Consider the following 15,863-nt stretch of genomic DNA (forward strand, 5'->3'; position numbering starts at 1 on the left):
CGGCCTGAGCGCTGGGCCTGAGCGGCTGGGCCTGAGCGCTGGGCCTGGGCGGGCGCTGGGCCGGCGAATTGGTGCGCGGGCGGACGGCGGCCCGGTTACGGTGGCCGGCGTGTGGTTGACGCGTGCGCGGTACCTGGGTCCGGACGGAACCTTCGTCGAGGCCGACATCGAGATCGAGGACGGGGTGATCGGCCGGATCGAGCCGGCCGGCAGTCGACCGTCCGATGTGGACTGCACCGGCCTGGTGGTGCTGCCCGGGCTCGTCAACGGGCACTTCCACAGCCAGTCGACGGCCGTCCGCGGGCTGGAGTTCGGGTACGAGATCTTCGACTGGTTCGGTGACTCCCCGGCCGGGCGGGCCCAGCAGCGGGTCGGCGCCTGGATGGACGACCCGGCGAACGCCGACCGGGTCGCCGCCGTCATCCGGTACGAGTACCTCACCCTGCTGCGGCAGGGCGTGACGATGGTGGCGGACTGCGGCTTCGGTGAGCACTCGCCACGGCTGCTGGCCGATGCCGGTACCGCGGTGGGCATCCGGTCGCTGCCGCAGGCGTACGACGACTGGATCGAGAAGGTGGCCGATCCGGCCGGCTGCACCGTCAACATCGAGTCGGAGGAGGACCTCACCGCCGAGGCCGTGGCGCTCGCCGAACGCTACCGGGACGAGTACCAGCCGATCTTCGCGCTGCACTGCCTGGAGACGGTGCGCCGGCGGGAACTCGTGCTGGAGCGGTGGGGCGCCTCGACGATCGAGGTGCTCCGGCAGCATGGCCTGCTCGGCCCCCGTACGGTGCTCTTCCACGGCTGCGAGATGGACGCTGCCGACGTTGCGCTGGTGGCCGAGGCGGGTGCCGCGGTGGTGCACTGCCCGGTGTCGAACCTGGCGCTGCACGGGCGGATCCCGCCGGCGGTCGAGTGGCGGCGGGCGGGCGTCACGCTCGGGCTGGGCACCGACTGGGGTGACACGGACATGTGGGGCACCATGCGCGCCGCCTGGCTGCTGCAGCAGCGCGAGCCGGACCGGTCGCGGCGGGCGAGCCCGGCCGACGTGCTGCGGATGGCCGGCCGCGGCGGTGCGCTCGGCTACTCGCGCGACGATCTCGGGGAGATCGCCCCCGGCCGGGCCGCCGACCTGGTGCTGCTGGACGCCGACCGGCTCGGCCCGGTGCACCGCGACCCGGACACGCTGGCCTGGTCGGTACTGACCGACGGGTGTGCCGCGCTGGTCCGGCACGTGCTGGTCGGCGGCGAGTGGGTGCTGCGGGACGGCACGCCGACCCGGGTGGACGCCGCCGCGGTCACCGCCGAGTACCGCCGGATCGTCGCCGAACTGACCGGGTCGACACCGGCCTGACCACCGAGCCCGCGCCGACGTCGGCGGCGCGGTCGGTTGGGGCAGTGACGTGCCGCGGTCTCGGGTTGGCACGACCGCGCGGTGTCGGGCCGCGGTTGGTTGCGGCGGTCCGCGGTCCCGGATGGCGCGACCGGGCGGGGGCGGCGCCTCGGTCCACCGAGGTCACGGCTCATCGGGGCGCGGGTCGGCGGGGGCGAGGGTGCGGGCGCAGCGGGCGACCAGGGTGGCGGCGGCCGCGGCGGCGAGGATCGGGAGCAGGAACCCGGCGCGCGGGCCGTACGTGTCGACGAGCCGGCCGGCCGCCGCCGCACCCACCGCGACGCCGAGCGAGCACGCCCCGCCCAGCCAGGCGAACGCCTCGGCCAAATGCCGGGTACCGACCCGCTGCTGCACCACGGTGTTGCCGGCGATCACCGTCGGCGCGACGGCGAGCCCGGGCACCGCGACCGCCGCGGCGAGCGGGGCGAGTCCGGGGGCGAACGGCAGCAGGGCGCAGCCGGCGGCGAGGCAGCCGAACCCGACGGCGACCCGGCGGTGCGGCGCGGACCGGGCGCGGATCGCGCCGTAGCCGAGGCCGGCGCACATGCTGGCGACGCCGAAGCAGCCGTACACCGGCCCGGCCGCGGCGGCCTGACCGTACCCGCTGGCGACCGCGGCGATGCTCACCTGGACGCCGCTGAACACGACGCCGGTCGCGACGAACGCCCCGGCCATGACCCGCAACGCTGGCGCGGCCAGCGGGCCGGCGATCACCCGCAACGCCGGGGCGGCCAGCGCACCGGTCCTCACCCGCAACGCCAGCGCGCGGGCCGCGCCGCGCCGGAGAGTGCGGCGCCGAGCCGCTCCCGGTCCGCCTGCACTGGCCGCGGCTGGCCTGGCGTTCTCGGCGACACTCGGCGGTACGCGGGCTTCACCCGCCGCTGGCCGCGCACTGGCTGTCGCCCGGGCCTCGCGCGGACTGCCTGTGGCCCAGGCTTTGCGCGGACTGCCGGTGGCCCGGGCTTCGCGCGCGCTGGCTGTCGACTGTGGCTCGCGCGCGGCAGCCGGCACCGACGACTCGCCGGCACGCGGCGTCGTCGGTGCCGGGCCGGCGTCGGTCGCGGCCGGCGTGTCGCCTGCCGCGGGCGGCGTCGCGGGTTCGTGCGCACGGCTCGCCGTCGACGGTTCACCGGGGACGGCCGAGTCCGGCCGACGGAGAGCCGGTGCTGGGCGTCGCTGGGTCGCCATCGCGATGCCGCCCACCAGTACCAGTAGCGCGGCGAGCAGCGGTGCGACTACCGGCTGGACGAGGCTGCCGAGGACGGTGGCGAGCACCGGACCGACCACGAAGGTGAGGTCGTCGGTCAGCGATTCGAGCGCGAACCCGGTGGAGAGCACCGCCCGGTCCGGCGCCAGCGCCGACCAGCGGGCCCGGGTCAGCGAGCCGGCGGCGGGCGTGCAGAGCCCGGCGACGACGGCCGCGGCATACCAGAGGGGTACCGGTGCGGCGGCGGTGACCGCGGCGACGAGGCCGAGCATGCCGAGCGTTTTGCCGGCGGTCAGCGCCGGCAAGACCCGCCGCGGGCCGTACCGGTTGGTGATCCGGGCGGTGAGCGGCGCGCCGACGGTACCGGCGACGGCGAGGGTGCCGACCACCGCGCCGGCGGTGGCGTACCCGCCGGTCGCGTGCCGGATCAGCACGAGCACGCCGAGGCTGAGCATGGCGGCGCCGAGCCGGATCGGCAGCGACGCGGCGTAGTACCGCACGGCCCCGGCGACGTGGATCGCCGCGGCATACCGGCCGATGCCGTCGCGCAGCATGACCGGGATTCGGCCGACGCCGGTACGCAGCATCGCTGGGCATCGGCCGATGCCGGTACGCAGCATGGCCGGGATTCGGCGGATGCCGGTACGCAGCATCGCTGGGCATCGGCCGATGGCGGTGCGCACGGGGTGGTGTCGGGGAGGGGTGGACAGGGTGGAGGCGGGCGCGGATCGCCGGCCGAGACGCGTCGGCACGGTGGTTTGCCTTTCCGCTGCCGACGGGTCCAGTTCCGCGGGCGGGGTTCGTGCCCGTGCGGAACCGGCGAGGCGCCGGACCGCGGGCGTCCGCGTGACTCGGTCCGTACCCCGAAGACCGGTAGCCGTCCATGGTGACGCGGGGCGGGACGCGGCCCCGGACGTCGGCTACACCCGGCAGGAGATGTCGGTGTCCTGGTACGACGACCATACGCCAGGTGGTCGGCGGTGTGATCCGTGGCGCCGCGGTACCGGGGACGGGCGGGCCGATGCGACGCTGAACGGTGACGCAGGCAGGACATCGAGGAGTGCAGATGGCCGTCATTCACCAGACGACGCTGGTACCGAGCAAGCTCGAGTTGCTGACCGACTGGCTGCCGAAGCAGCCCTGGTACCGGTCGCGGCCGGGCGGGCCGGACCTGGAACGCGTGGGTGGCTTCCGGCTGGACGATCCGGCCGATGCCGTCGGGGTGGAGTTCATGGCGGTCGCCGACGGCCCGACCACCTACCTGGTCCCGATGACGTACCGTGGCGCCCCGCTGGACGGCGCCGACGCCGCGCTGCTCGGTACCGCCGAGCACGGTGTGCTGGGGCAGCGCTGGATCTACGACGGCGGCCACGACCCGGTCCTGGTGGCGCAGCTGGTGGCGCTGATTCAGGGCGTCGCCGAGCCGCAGGCGCAGAGCACGAGCAACGTCCCGGATCCCACGGTCGCGACGCGCCCGGCGACCGAGGGTCCGCTCACCGTGACCGGCTTCGAGACGGTCGACGCCGGCAGCGGCACCGAGGTACGGGTGGCCACCGAGGGCGGCGCCCTGACGGTACGGCTGAACCGGGTGCTCAGCGACGCCCCGGCGGACGAGTCGGTGCCGGGCGTGCTGGCGAACCGGCGACGACCGGACGGCACCCCGGTGCGCGCCACCTACGCGACGGCAACGTTCCGGCCGGCCTGACCGTCCCCGCGGCATTGACCGCGGGATCCGGGCACGTCCTGCCAGGAACGGACGCCACGATCCCTTGATCAACGGGAGCCGCTCCGATCCCGGTCCGGGAGACGCTTGGGTCCGGTGCGGAGCAGCGCCCGGTCCGGCGCCGGAGGTGTTCCGTCCGGTGCGGTGGAGGCGTCCGGTCCGGTGCGGGGATGCGCTCCGGTCCGGCGGCGAGGCGCTCCGGCCCGGGGCGGGGGTGTGTGCGCGGCGGGCTCAGGCGAGCAGGGCGGTACGCCAGCGGTCCCGGCGCTGCTCGATGAACTCGGCGTCGTCGTGCCACACCGTGCCGTGTCCGGCGGACCAGAGCCGCGCCCACGGCTGCTCGCCGGTGTCGGCGCCGCGCGCGAGCAGGTCGTACATCGCCCGCGCCGGCACCGCCAGCAGCTCGGCCAGCTCGTACCGGTCGGTCTCGGCCAGCCCGTAGCCGTCGGCGAGGGTACGCAGCCGGGCCGCGGCACCGTCCGCCCCGGTGCGCGGCGCGAGCGGGACGAACCCGTGCGCCGCGTACGCGAGATCCCACAGCCGGCTGCCCGGGCCGGCGCCGTCCCAGTCGATGAACGCCGGCCGGTCGCCGAGGACCAGGTTCCACGGCGCGAGGTCGTGGTGCGCGATGATCTCGTCGCCGTGCGGCGGCCACAGCGCCTGCCAGCGGGCGTCGGCGGGCGGCCGGAACCCGGCGACCGCGTCGTGGTACTCGCGGATCAGCCGGCCGACCGCGGCCAGCGCGGCACTGTCCTCCAGCGCGTCGAAGTGGTCCGGCCAGGCCACGTTCCCGGGCAGGTACTCCAGCACCTCCCGGCCGCGCTCGTCCAGCCCGTACGGCCGGGGCGCGCCGCGGAAGCCGACGCTCGCGAGGTGGCCGAGCAGCGCCTGCACCGCCGGGGTCCACGGCCCGGCCGGCCGCCGTACCGTGTCGCCGATGCGTACCACCCCGGCGTTGACGTTGCCCCCGGTCAACGGTTCCTCGATCATCCGCGTACGGCTCCCTTCGAGGTCCGGACGGAACGGCGGCGACGGCCGGGTACGGACCTCTCGATCGGCTCGGGTCATCCTCACCCGCCGGCCCGCCCTTGCCGTACCGATATCGAGCCGCGTGGGTGGTCGGTGCGGCGGGGATCCGGTGTCCGACGCCTGCCGCGGTCGGGACCGCGCCGTGGGCATACTCGGCGGGTGATCGAGATTCGGCAGCTGACCGGCGACGACTGGGCGATCTACCGGGACGTGCGGCTCGCCGCGCTCACCGATGCGCCGTACGCGTTCGCATCGACGGTCGAGCGGGAAGCGGCGTTCGACGAATGGCAGTGGCGGGCTCAGCTCGACCGCGCCACCTGGTTCGTCGCGCTCGACGGTGCGCCGGTCGGTCTGGTCGGCGGGTTCGCCGAGGAGGACTCCGCCGACCTGCACCTGATCGGCATGTGGGTGCGCGGTGAGGTCCGCGGGCGGGGTGTCGCCGCCGGCTTGGTCGACGGGTTCCTGACCTGGGCCAAGGGCCAGCGACCGGCCGGCGTGGTGCTGTGGGTCGCCGACGGCAACGATCGCGCGCAGGCGTTCTACCGCCGGTACGGCTTCGGCCCGACGGGGCACCGGCAGCCGCTACCGTCGAACCCGAACGTCGGCGAGGAGAAGTGGCGCCTACCGCTGGGGTGATCATCGACCGCACGCCGGGACGCCCGGCCGCGGCGAGCGATGTGCTGGGGTGAGCGATGCACGTGGTGACGGTGCTGGACTGCCGCGATCTCGGGCGGGTGGCGCGATTCTGGGCGGCGGCGCTCGGTTACCGGGTCGAGGGGGAGCCGGTCGGCCGCTACCTGAGTCTGGTGCCGCACACCGATGACGGGCCCGACCTGCTGCTGCAGCGGGTGCCGGAGGCCAAGGTCGGCAAGAACCGGATGCACCTGGACCTGCGGGTGGCCGACCTGGACGCCGAGGTCGACCGGCTGGTGGCACTCGGCGCGCGCCGGCGCACCACCGACCCGATCGAGGAGGCCGGCTGGAGCTGGCACGTGCTGACGGACCCGGAGGACAACGAGTTCTGCGTGCTGCGCCCGCCGTCCTGACGCCGCGCCCAGCCCGCGATCCGGTTCGGGTACGTCCCCGCCCGGCGCGGTGTCCCGGCCCGGTTCGCCGCCCCCCTCCGGCCCGCGTCCCGGCTGGCGCGAGCCCTTCGCCCGGCCCGCGTCCCGGTTGGCCCGCCCCCTCGCCCGTCCCTGACCCGCGCCCCGGCTGGCGCGATGGGCCCGACGTGCCTCGCCCGGTATGCGCTTTCCCGGGACGCACCGTCCCGGTACGTGGCCGCGCCGGTGCGGCTGTGCCGGGCGCCCCGGCGGCCGGTGTGAGGATGGCCGGATGACGACGACGTTGCAGACTTCACCGGCGCTGGAGCGGCCGGACCTGCTGGCCGCGCCGGTACTGGCCGCGTTGCGGTCCTGGTCGGTGCCGAGCGTGCCGGTGACCGAGGTACTGGTCGCGGAGATCGATCCGGAGCTGGCCGACACCGCCGAGTTCTGCGCTGCCTACGGCACCACCCTGGACACCTCGGCGAACTGCGTCGTGGTGGCCGGTCGCCGCGGCGACGAGACCCGGTACGCGGCCTGTGTCGTGCTGGCGACCACCCGGGCCGATGTGAACGGGCTGGTGCGCCGCCGGCTGTCCGCCCGCAAGGCGAGTTTCGCGCCGATGGACGCCGCGGTGGAGTCGACCGGGATGGAGTACGGCGGGATCACGCCGGTCGGGCTGCCGGCGGACTGGCCGGTACTGGTCGATCCGGCGGTGCTGGCGGCGGGACGCGTCGTGATCGGTTCGGGGCTGCGCCGGAGCAAGTTGTTGGTTCCCGGTGAAGTGCTCGCGATGCTGCCGAACGCCGAGGTCAGCGAGGGTTTGGGCCGGCCGGTTTCCACGGACTGAGCCGAGTTGTCCACAGCTTGCCCGGTTATCAACAGTCCGCCGACATCGCCTGTGTACAAACCTGTGGATAACTCACGGCAAGCCATCTGACCTCGAAAAACGATCCACTCTCGATCCTGAAGCCATCGATCGCGGCGATGTTGCACGTGAAACATCGATCCGCCCGGCGCCCTACCTGTGGATAACGCGGTGGATAACTCGACGGCCCGGCTCGTCATCGAGCCGGGCCGTCGGGAGTGGGTTCAGATGGCGCAAGACTCGTCGGTACAGGTACCTGCCTGAGTGTCCGTTGTGTCACCCAGAGTGGTTAGCGGGGTGATCGCCGACTCCCGTTGCTGCACCTCTTTGAGCACCTCCAGCAGGGTGTCGGGCTCCTGGGCCCCGGACACCGCGTACTTACCGGCCAGCACGTACGTCGGGACCCCGGTGATGCCGAGCTGCTGCGCCTCGGCCAGCTCGGCCGCCACCTCGGCGCTGCCCTCGTCGGAGTCGAGGAACGCGGAAAGCGCTTCCCGCTCCAGTCCTGCCGCAACGCCCACCTCCAGCAGTACGGCCGGATCGGCCACGTTGCGGCCTTCGGTGAAGTACGCCCGGAACAACCCGTCGGTGACCGCGATGCCGTACCCCTCCCGCTCCGCGTACCAGGCGAGCCGGTGCGCCGGGAAGGTGTTGACGTGCTGCGCGTCGCCGAAGCGGTAGTCCAGCCCGACCGCCCGGCCCAGCTCGGCCATCTGGTCGTTCATCTGTTGCACGCGATCGAGCCCGCCGAACTTCGCCGCGAGCGCGGGCTGCAGCGGGGTCGGCTCGGTCGGCGCGGACGGGTCCAGCTGGAACGGCCGCCACCGCACGGTGACGTCGCCGTCGAAACGTTCCAGGGCCAGCTCGAGTCGACGCTTGCCCAGGTAGCACCACGGGCAGGCCACGTCGGAGTAGATATCGATGTCCACGGTTGTTGCAACAGCAACAACCGCCTCGCGATTCCATCGATGTCATCCTCGCGCCGTGGGGCCGGCGAGGCGGCGGTGGGGGAGATCACGGTGCCAGTGGTCGGCCGGTGCAGCGCCTCGGAGCCGGTGCCCGTCCGGCGCCCGTCCGGCGCCCGTCCGGTGCCTGCCCGGCGCCTGCTTCGGTGCCCGTGCGGCGCCTTGGAGCCGGCGCCAGCCCGGCATGGGCGCGGGCGAACCTGCCCCGGAACCGCAGCCGTACCTGCGGGTAACCTGACACCGTTCGGGAACGGGGCCCGGCGGGGATTCGACAGCGTCCCGCCGGACGGAGGTAAGGGGGCGGACCGCCGTGCCGCGGCAGTTCAACAGCTTCGTCGCACTGGGGGACAGCTTCACCGAGGGGATGGTCGACCCGCGCCCCGACGGTACCTTCCGCGGTTGGGCGGACCGGGTTGCCGAGGTGCTGGCCGCGCAGAACCCCGACTTCCGGTACGCGAACCTCGCCGTCCGGGGCCGGCTGTTCAAGGGCATCGTGAACGAGCAGGTGCCGCTGGCGATCGCGATGCGGCCGGAGCTGGTCAGCTTCGTCGCCGGCGGCAACGACGCGCTGCGGCCCGGCTTCGACCTGCCGAAGATCAGCCGTCGGCTCGACTGGGTGGTCGGCCGGCTGTCCGACACCGGCGCCACCGTGCTGCTGCTCACCGCCGCGGACGTGACGTTCCTGCTGCCGGCGCGGCGGGTGATCGAGGAGCGCGCCGAGGCGTACAACGACGTGATCCGGCAGACCGCGGCACGGCATGGCGCGGTGCTGGCGGATCTGTGGCGGGACCGGGGCTTCGTGGACCGCCGGATGTGGGCGCCGGACCGGTTGCACCTGTCGCCGGTCGGTCACCGGCGGGCAGCCGGCCGGGTGCTCGCGGCGCTGGGCGTCCCGGTCGACGAGACGTGGTGCGCGGATCTGCCGCCGGCGACGGCCCGTCCGTGGCTGCGGGCCCGCAGCGAGGACGTGCGCTGGGCCGGCCGCTACTTCGCCCCGTGGGTACGCCGCCGGCTGACCGGCCGGTCGTCCGGCGACGGCATCACCGCCAAGCGCCCCGCCCTGGACCGGATGGTCGAGGCGACCGCCGAACCGCTGGACGACGGCGCCACCGGGTAGCGCGGGCTGCGGCTCGGCATGCAGGCGACGGCGCTACCCGGTAGCGCCGGCCGCGGCTCGGCATGCAGGCGACGGCGGTTCGCTCGAACCGCCGTCGCGGTCCAGGTCGCCGGGCTGCGCCCGGCTCGCTGGGTCGCGGTTCAGCGCAGCTGGCGTCGGCTCGAGCCGCCGACCGACTTGCGCACCTTGCCGGCGATGAACACCACGCCGCCCACGATCAGCGCGCCGACGAGCACGTAGAACAGGACGCCGATGAATGCCTTCACGGCCCACACGACGAGCGATCCGGCGACGAACAGGCCGATCACCACGAGTGCGGCCATCAGAAGCGCCTTCACTGTCTGACCTCTCATCCTCGGCGGTCACCCCGACCGCCTCACCATCCATGGTGCTGCGTGCGCGGCGCCGCCGCCATGGGGTGAATCCCTGAGACCCGGAACCGGCTCACCTGCCCAGGATGGCATCGATCGCGCTGGTCAGGGCGCGGATCGGGTCGTCCGATGTGGTAGGAGACCGCCACCCCACGATCCGGTCCGGCCGTACCAGCAGGGCGCCGTCGCCGGCCAGCCCGGCCGCGGCGGGCCACCCGGGGCCGGCGTCCGCGACCGGTACGGACAGCTTCTCGGCCGCGGCGCGCCAGCCGGCGGCGTCCGGCGCGGGCAGCAGGACCGGTTCGGCGCCGGCCAGGTCGAGGGTGGACCGGCCGCCGGCGAGCGGCAGGTGCGGCAGCCGGGTGCCGGGGCGGCCGGACAGTTCCAGCCGGTCGGTCGGCTGCGGGCCGCTGCCGTCGTCGAGGACCGCACCCGCGGTGTACTGTGCGCCCGCGACCAGCGCGAACGGGTGGTCCAGGGTGGGTGGTGCGAGGTCGCGCAGGCCACCGGTGCGCAGCGCGGACTGCTCGGCGACGTGGTAGGCGACCGGGTGCCGTTCGTCGTGGTAGCTGTCGAGCAGCGCGGCGCCGCCGGTGCCGGAGCGGATCGCGGCGATCTTCCAGGCGAGGTTGTCGGCGTCCTGGATGCCGGTGTTGGCGCCGGCCGCCGCGTACGGCGTCATCACGTGCGCGGCGTCGCCGGCGAGCAGCACCCGGCCGGCGGAGAACCGGTCCGCCACGCGCATCGTCGGCTGCCACGCCAGCGCGGACAGCACCTCGACGGGCACGTCCGGCGCCCCGATGGCGGTACGCACCACATCGGCCCACCGTGGGTCGGCCGGCGCGGTGGGATCGTCGGCCACCGGCAGCAGCGGCCCGGTCATGAACATCCACCGGTACCGCCCGTCGACGGAGGCGAGCGCCCCGGGTGCCGCGGGATGCTCGGTCTGGCAGATGTTGAACTCGCGGCCGGCGGTGAGCGCGCCGAGGTCGGCGCGGAAGTACACGGTGACCGCGTCGCCGAGCGCCCCCAGCCCGCTGCGCTCGATGCCGAGCAGCGACCGCACGGTGCTGTGCGCCCCGTCGGCCCCGACCAGGTACGACGCCCGCACCACGGTGGCGTCGCCAGGCGTGCCGACCCCGGTGGCCTCGACCGCGGACCCGGCACCGAACGACGCGGCGAGGGCGCCGTCGGTCGCCGCGGCGCCGGTGAGGGTGGCGGTGACCCCGGTGCCGTCGTCGGCCAGGTCGGTGAGCGTGGTCGCGAAGTGCACCCGGATGCCGCGGTCGCGCGCCTCGCGCAGCAGGACGGGTTCGAGCAGGTCCTGGGCGACCAGGCAGGACCGTTCGGGGCTCGCGGCGAGCAGGTCGGCGTAGTCGACGTGCGGGGGCGGCGGCAGCGGCTCGGACTCGACGAGGGTGCGGCCGGCGCGCATGCCCTGGTGGGCGGACAGCCCCTCGGCCGCCGCGTACACGGCGTCGGCGACGCCGATGGCGCGGAACACCTCCATGGTGCGGAAGTTGAACCGGCGCGCCTTGGGCTGGATGGAGGTACCGGGGTGCTTCTCCACCACGACGGCCGGCACGCCGTGGTGGTGGAGGGCGAGCGCGGTGGTCAGGCCGACCAGGCCGGCGCCGACGATCAGGACGGGCTCAGGTTCGTGTACGTCGTACATCACGCGTACAACGTACACGACAGGCTAGAGTCACGCCATGAGCAAGTGCTGGCCGCTCCCGGCGGTAGCGACGAGGGTGCGCCCGTGAGCCCGCGCGACGAGCGGCTGGTGTGGGACCTGCCCGAGCCGACCGGCCGCGCCGCCGGCCCGGCGCTGAGCCGGGAGAGCATCGTCCGGGCCGCGCTGACCATCGCGGACGCCGACGGCGCCGAGGCGGTCACCATGCGCCGGGTCGCCACCGCGCTCGGCTCGTCGACCCCGATGTCGCTGTACCGCTACGTCGGCGGCAAGCACGGCATCGTCGACCTGATGCTCGACGCGGTGTACGGCGAGATCGAGCTGCCGGCCGTACCGTCCGGCGACTGGCGTGCCGACCTGACCCTGCTCGCCCACCGCGAACGCGACACGCTGCGCCGCCACCCGTGGTTCGTCGCGCTGTCCCACCACCGGCCGATGTTCGGCCCGAACGCCTTGTGGCACAACGAATGGGCGCTGCGCGCGGTGGACGGGCTCGGCCTCGACGTGACCACCATGATGAGCATCGTCGGGATGGTCCTCGGGCACGCCCAGTCGTACGCGCAGCACGAGGCCGAGGAGGCCCGGATGCGCAGCCGGATCGGCGTGACCACCGACGCCGAGCTGCGCGCCACGGCGACCGCCCACGTCGACCGCATCACCGCCGACCCGCGCTACCCCACCCTGGCCCGCTGGATCGACGAGGCGCACGACGTCGACCCGGACCGGCAGTTCACCCTCGGGCTGGACTGCCTGCTCGACGGCATCGCCGGCCGGCTGGTCGACCGCCGGTGACCGAGGTCTGGTCGCGCTACCACCTGATCCTGATCGGTTTCGCCGTCGCGCTCCCGGTCGCGGTCCTCGCCGTCCTGCTCCGGGCCCGCGCGCTGACGACGCCGGCGCACCCGACCGGCCCGACGCCCGCGAGGCCGGTGCAGCCGGCCGGTGCGGCGGCAGCGGCTCCGGTGACCCGGCATGCCCTCTGGTACGCGGTGTGCGAGGTCGCCGCGGTCTACGGCACCCTGCCGTGGCTGGCGATGACGCTCACCCCGGACCCGGACGCGTCGCGCCGGATCCAGCCGCTACCGCTGGACGATCTCGCCTCGCTGGTCGGCACGCCGGCGCACACCGTGGAGATACAACTGATCGGGAACCTGTTGGTGTTCGCCGCGGCCGGGTTCTTCCTGCCGGTGCGGTTCGCCCGGCTGCGCTCGCTGCCGCGCGTCGTGCTGCTCGCTGCGCTCGGTTCGGTGCTGATCGAGACCGTGCAGTACGTGGCGGATCTCGGCCGGGTGTCCTCGGTGGACGACGTGCTGGTCAACGCGGTCGGCGCCGGCCTGTTCGCGCTGGCCTCCCGCCCGCTCTGGCCCCGACGGTCCACAGTGGACGACGCGGACCGGTCCGGCCGCGCTCCGGCTCGCCGCTGATCGACCCGCCGGGTGCGCGATGGCCACCGGCGGGCTCCCGAAGCGCTGCCGCGGCCGAAGCCGCTGTCGGGAGCCCGGCGGCCGGGCACCTCCTGCCGAAGAGCCCGGCGGCACCGGTCAGCCCCGGGTGCGCCCGCGCGGGCAGCAGGCCGCGAGGGCGAGCGCCGGGCCGCCGAGTAGCGACCACGGTCCGGGCCCGAGTGGCACCCAGATCACCGACGGATGACTGCGGAGCACGCTGACCGCGGTGAGGCAGAGCAGGGCGGCGGCGACCGCCACGGCGATCCGCGCGGCGCCACCGGCCCGCCGGTCCCGGCGGCCGTACCGCCAGGCGACGGCAGCCAGTGCGAAGGCGAGCACGCTCACCCCGAGCCCGAACACGAGGAACAGAGGCAGCGAACCGCCGCCGTGCTTCAGGTAGGCGTAGCCGTTGACGGCGGTGTGCGCGATGCCGATGCCGACCAGCGCGACGGCTCCGGCCCGGCTGGCCCAGCGGCGGACGGTGTCGACCCGGCCGTACCGGGTCGCGGACGAGTGTCGGCGATCGAGGGTGGTCATGCCGCAAGCCTGTCCGGCCGGCCCGGCCGGCGACTCCCACCAGCGAGGGAGCCGCCTCCCTCGCTGGTCCCGTTCCGCGGACGGTCCACAGTGGACGGAGTCAGGACGGCTCGGCCCACTCCCGGCGCAGCACGCCCATGAGCACCTCGTCGTGGTAGCTGCCGCCGCGGAACGTGGCCTCCCGGCGCCGCCCCTCCTCCCGGAACCCGGCCCTGCGGTACGCGGCGATCGCCCGCTCGTTGTAGCCGAACGCGAGCAGCTGGATGCGCCGCAGGTTCAGCTCGGTGAACCCGTACCGCAGCATCACCCGGGTGGTGTCGGTACCGAGGCCACGGTTCTGGAACTCCGGGCCGATCATGATCCCGTACGTGCCGACCCGGTCCTTCGGCCGGATCTGGTGCAGCGCGGCGTGCCCGGCCAGTTCGCCGTCGAGCGTGGTCACCGCGAGGCCGACGTCGAGCGACTCGTTCGTGCTCCACGAGCGGAGCATGTCGATCAGCTGCGCGGCGGGTTTCGGGTGCAGCGGCCCGCCGTCCTGGAACGTGGCCACCGCCGGGTCGGCCCACCACCGCGCCAGCGTCGGCAGATCGTCCTCGGTCACCGCCCGCAACCGCACCAACCGGCCCGTCAGCGGGTCCTCCCCGATCCCCACACCCATCGGCTCACTTTATCCGGCGGGCGCTGTCGTACACCGGCAGCACCGCGTCGTCGAGCAACCGGAGCTGGTTGGCCGGTACTTCGTAGTCGACCAGCCACTGGGTCAGGTCGGCGCGGATGAGGTAGCCACCGAGGTGCACCCAGCCGGGGATCATCGAGTCCGCCACCGCGAGCACCCGGTACGGCCGGTCCGACAGGTACCGCGGCAGCGCGACGAGGTCACCGACCGCCGGTCGGGGCCCGCTCACCGGCTCGGGCCGAGCGCGGGCAGCGGCGCGGATCCGTGCCGGTGGCGCAGCGCCAGCTGCCGTGCCGCGAGCGCCTGTGCCTGTGCGTACGGATCCGTTGCGGCGACGGGTTTCCGCCGCTCCCACCGGATGATCGCCCGGTCGGCGAGGTACAGGATCAGCGCGCAACACAGCGCGGTCGTGATCATGATGGCGAGCGAGGCGAGCAGCGCCTCGGTCTGGAAGGTCATCGCCGGCACCCGTTCGGATCGATCGGGCGGGCGGCGATCTCGACGCGCTGGCCGCGACAGCGCCGGACGCGCTGGGCGCGACAGCGCCGGAACAGTGTGCGTACCGCGCTCGCGGTACGGTGAACGAGCTCCATCGACTGTCTCCAAGGGTTCGGTTGATGGGGCCGGGGGCGCGGCGGTGCCGGCAAGCTTTCGCCGCGCCCCCAACCTTTCCGGCCGGCCCGTCGGGTACGGCGACGAGCCGGATTCGCGCGAGAGCCACCGCTCCGCGCGCAGCGTCGAACCTCACGCTCCGCGTCACTGACAACCGCCAAGCGTCACATCCGACACACGTGATGTTGACTCAACGTGCCGCTAAAAGCAAGACGCTATGAGCGATTCGCTCGAAACTAATGGCATAAGGTGGCGGGGGTGTCAACTGCCCAGAGGAGGCCTTCATCGTGGCGCCAAGGATGAGACCGACCAGTCCGACAGTGAAACGCCGGCACATCGCGCTGACACTTCGTCGGCTCCGGGAGGAACGCACCGAGCTGACTGCGGCCGAGGCATCGAGGAGTGTCGACAAGAACAGCTCATGGCTGTCCAAGGTCGAACTCGCTCAGGTCCGGCCCGGTGTCAACGACGTCGCCGCGCTGCTCAGGCTCTACGGGATGGATGGGCCGGCCGCGGACGCCGTCCTGCAAGTCACTCGGGAGGCGGGCCAGAAGGGCTGGTGGCGACCGTACGACGAGGTCATGCCCGACTGGTTCGTCAAGTATGTCGGACTGGAGTCGGCCGCAGCGACGCTTCGAACCTACGAGTGCCAGATGGTGCCGGGCCTGCTGCAGACCGAGGAGTACGCGCGGGCGGCGATCCGGCACGCTCCTGTCTGCGAGACCGGCAGCTCGAACCGGATGGAACAACAGGTGGCGCTGCGTATGGAGCGCCAGCGAATCCTGGACAGTGTCGACCCGCCACAGCTCATCGTCGTACTGGACGAGGGGGCGCTCCGGCGGTTGGTCGGCGGGCCGGCGACTATGCGTGATCAGTGTGAACGCCTGATCGAGGCGGCTGACCGCCCCAATGTCGAACTGCAGATCGTCGAGTTTGAACAGGGCGTCGGGTTCGACGGATCGTTCGTGATCCTCGACTTCCCGCCGCCGCCTGACCCTTTCCCGCTCGGACCGATCGACGATCGGGTGGTCTACGTCGACACTCTGGCTGGCGCCCTCTACCTTGATCTGCCCGGGCAACTCGCTGCGTATGCGGATGTGTTCGAGAGCCTCCGCGCACAGGCTTTACCGGCGCGGAAGTCGCGCGATCTGCTGCGTAGCATTGCGAAGGCATTGACCTCGTAG

Annotated in this window: 18 protein-coding genes; 9 read left to right on the forward strand and 9 right to left on the reverse strand. The window is 73.7% G+C overall.

Annotation, left to right across the window (positions count from 1 at the left end):
• Positions 1–109: 109 nt before the first annotated feature.
• Positions 110–1,354 (forward strand): amidohydrolase family protein, encoded by a 1,245-nt coding sequence (locus Asera_RS05890; protein WP_169745812.1) that lies wholly within the window; start codon positions 110–112, stop codon positions 1,352–1,354.
• 162 nt (positions 1,355–1,516) lie between these two features.
• Here Asera_RS05890 and Asera_RS05895 read toward each other — a convergent pair whose 3' ends face one another.
• Positions 1,517–3,253 carry an MFS transporter gene (locus Asera_RS05895; protein ID WP_051801987.1) on the reverse strand — a complete coding sequence of 579 codons (1,737 nt, stop codon included), beginning with the start codon at positions 3,251–3,253 and terminating at the stop codon, positions 1,517–1,519.
• Positions 3,254–3,666: 413 nt separating this feature from the next.
• Here Asera_RS05895 and Asera_RS05900 point away from each other — a divergent pair, with 413 nt between their 5' ends.
• Positions 3,667–4,305, forward strand: coding sequence for a maltokinase N-terminal cap-like domain-containing protein (locus Asera_RS05900; protein WP_030445315.1), 639 nt, complete (start codon positions 3,667–3,669; stop codon positions 4,303–4,305).
• 249 nt (positions 4,306–4,554) lie between these two features.
• On the opposite strand, the gene Asera_RS05905 is transcribed toward Asera_RS05900, so the two are convergent.
• A complete protein-coding gene (locus Asera_RS05905; protein WP_030445316.1) occupies positions 4,555–5,313 on the reverse strand; it encodes a phosphotransferase in 759 nt (252 codons plus the stop codon).
• Positions 5,314–5,511: 198 nt separating this feature from the next.
• On the opposite strand from Asera_RS05905, the gene Asera_RS05910 reads away from it, so the two are divergent.
• The 3 genes from Asera_RS05910 (at position 5,512) to Asera_RS05920 (ending at position 7,245) form a co-directional block, all read left to right on the forward strand.
• Positions 5,512–5,988, forward strand: coding sequence for a GNAT family N-acetyltransferase (locus tag Asera_RS05910; RefSeq protein WP_030445317.1), 477 nt, complete (start codon positions 5,512–5,514; stop codon positions 5,986–5,988).
• A 56-nt stretch (positions 5,989–6,044) separates the two neighbouring features.
• The gene (locus tag Asera_RS05915) at positions 6,045–6,398 is read left to right on the forward strand and encodes a VOC family protein (RefSeq protein ID WP_030445318.1); all 354 of its coding nucleotides are present in this window, start codon (positions 6,045–6,047) and stop codon (positions 6,396–6,398) included.
• 289 nt (positions 6,399–6,687) lie between these two features.
• Positions 6,688–7,245 carry a YbaK/EbsC family protein gene (locus tag Asera_RS05920; protein ID WP_030445319.1) on the forward strand — a complete coding sequence of 186 codons (558 nt, stop codon included), beginning with the start codon at positions 6,688–6,690 and terminating at the stop codon, positions 7,243–7,245.
• Between the two features lie 242 nt (positions 7,246–7,487).
• Here Asera_RS05920 and Asera_RS05925 read toward each other — a convergent pair whose 3' ends face one another.
• Positions 7,488–8,192, reverse strand: a complete 705-nt coding sequence (locus tag Asera_RS05925; protein WP_084131073.1) for a DsbA family oxidoreductase — start codon at positions 8,190–8,192, stop codon at positions 7,488–7,490.
• A gap of 346 nt (positions 8,193–8,538) precedes the next feature.
• Here Asera_RS05925 and Asera_RS05930 point away from each other — a divergent pair, with 346 nt between their 5' ends.
• The gene (locus tag Asera_RS05930; protein WP_280529705.1) at positions 8,539–9,345 is read left to right on the forward strand and encodes an SGNH/GDSL hydrolase family protein; all 807 of its coding nucleotides are present in this window, start codon (positions 8,539–8,541) and stop codon (positions 9,343–9,345) included.
• A 140-nt stretch (positions 9,346–9,485) separates the two neighbouring features.
• On the opposite strand, the gene Asera_RS05935 is transcribed toward Asera_RS05930, so the two are convergent.
• Entirely contained in the window at positions 9,486–9,668 is a 183-nt protein-coding gene (locus Asera_RS05935; RefSeq protein WP_157034716.1) for a DUF5326 family protein, read from the reverse strand.
• A 121-nt stretch (positions 9,669–9,789) separates the two neighbouring features.
• Positions 9,790–11,391 carry an FAD-dependent monooxygenase gene (locus tag Asera_RS05940; protein ID WP_030445323.1) on the reverse strand — a complete coding sequence of 534 codons (1,602 nt, stop codon included), beginning with the start codon at positions 11,389–11,391 and terminating at the stop codon, positions 9,790–9,792.
• Between the two features lie 84 nt (positions 11,392–11,475).
• On the opposite strand from Asera_RS05940, the gene Asera_RS05945 reads away from it, so the two are divergent.
• The gene (locus Asera_RS05945; protein ID WP_030445324.1) at positions 11,476–12,201 is read left to right on the forward strand and encodes a TetR/AcrR family transcriptional regulator; all 726 of its coding nucleotides are present in this window, start codon (positions 11,476–11,478) and stop codon (positions 12,199–12,201) included.
• On the forward strand, positions 12,198–12,833 hold the full coding sequence (locus tag Asera_RS05950) for a VanZ family protein (protein ID WP_035295892.1): 636 nt from the start codon (positions 12,198–12,200) through the stop codon (positions 12,831–12,833). Before Asera_RS05945 ends, Asera_RS05950 begins: the two co-directional genes overlap by 4 nt.
• Positions 12,834–12,950: 117 nt before the next feature.
• Here Asera_RS05950 and Asera_RS05955 read toward each other — a convergent pair whose 3' ends face one another.
• The 4 genes from Asera_RS05955 to Asera_RS05970 form a co-directional block, all read right to left on the reverse strand.
• Positions 12,951–13,391 carry a hypothetical protein gene (locus Asera_RS05955; RefSeq protein ID WP_030445326.1) on the reverse strand — a complete coding sequence of 147 codons (441 nt, stop codon included), beginning with the start codon at positions 13,389–13,391 and terminating at the stop codon, positions 12,951–12,953.
• A 100-nt stretch (positions 13,392–13,491) separates the two neighbouring features.
• Positions 13,492–14,049: a GNAT family N-acetyltransferase gene (locus tag Asera_RS05960; RefSeq protein WP_030445327.1), complete on the reverse strand. Its 558-nt coding sequence runs from the start codon at positions 14,047–14,049 to the stop codon at positions 13,492–13,494.
• Positions 14,050–14,053: 4 nt separating this feature from the next.
• Complete coding sequence (locus Asera_RS05965) at positions 14,054–14,296, reverse strand: hypothetical protein (protein WP_030445328.1); 243 nt, start codon at positions 14,294–14,296, stop codon at positions 14,054–14,056.
• Positions 14,293–14,526, reverse strand: a complete 234-nt coding sequence (locus tag Asera_RS05970; protein WP_030445329.1) for a hypothetical protein — start codon at positions 14,524–14,526, stop codon at positions 14,293–14,295. Before Asera_RS05970 ends, Asera_RS05965 begins: the two co-directional genes overlap by 4 nt.
• Positions 14,527–14,999: 473 nt before the next feature.
• On the opposite strand from Asera_RS05970, the gene Asera_RS05975 reads away from it, so the two are divergent.
• Entirely contained in the window at positions 15,000–15,863 is an 864-nt protein-coding gene (locus Asera_RS05975; protein ID WP_244843757.1) for a helix-turn-helix domain-containing protein, read from the forward strand.

It is taken from the genome of Actinocatenispora sera (genome assembly GCF_018324685.1).
Taxonomy (GTDB): Bacteria; Actinomycetota; Actinomycetes; order Mycobacteriales; family Micromonosporaceae; genus Actinocatenispora; species Actinocatenispora sera.

What these genes read in the sequence shown, in the direction of transcription:
- Asera_RS05895 (WP_051801987.1), bottom strand. Translation starts at nt 3,253, where the DNA reads ATGCTGCGTACCGGCATCCGCCGAATCCCGGCCATGCTGCGTACCGGC.
- Asera_RS05900 (WP_030445315.1), top strand. Translation starts at nt 3,667, where the DNA reads ATGGCCGTCATTCACCAGACGACGCTGGTACCGAGCAAGCTCGAGTTG.
- Asera_RS05905 (WP_030445316.1), bottom strand. Translation starts at nt 5,313, where the DNA reads ATGATCGAGGAACCGTTGACCGGGGGCAACGTCAACGCCGGGGTGGTA.
- Asera_RS05915 (WP_030445318.1), top strand. Translation starts at nt 6,045, where the DNA reads ATGCACGTGGTGACGGTGCTGGACTGCCGCGATCTCGGGCGGGTGGCG.
- Asera_RS05920 (WP_030445319.1), top strand. Translation starts at nt 6,688, where the DNA reads ATGACGACGACGTTGCAGACTTCACCGGCGCTGGAGCGGCCGGACCTG.
- Asera_RS05935 (WP_157034716.1), bottom strand. Translation starts at nt 9,668, where the DNA reads ATGGCCGCACTCGTGGTGATCGGCCTGTTCGTCGCCGGATCGCTCGTC.
- Asera_RS05940 (WP_030445323.1), bottom strand. Translation starts at nt 11,391, where the DNA reads ATGTACGACGTACACGAACCTGAGCCCGTCCTGATCGTCGGCGCCGGC.
- Asera_RS05955 (WP_030445326.1), bottom strand. Translation starts at nt 13,391, where the DNA reads ATGACCACCCTCGATCGCCGACACTCGTCCGCGACCCGGTACGGCCGG.
- Asera_RS05960 (WP_030445327.1), bottom strand. Translation starts at nt 14,049, where the DNA reads ATGGGTGTGGGGATCGGGGAGGACCCGCTGACGGGCCGGTTGGTGCGG.
- Asera_RS05970 (WP_030445329.1), bottom strand. Translation starts at nt 14,526, where the DNA reads ATGACCTTCCAGACCGAGGCGCTGCTCGCCTCGCTCGCCATCATGATC.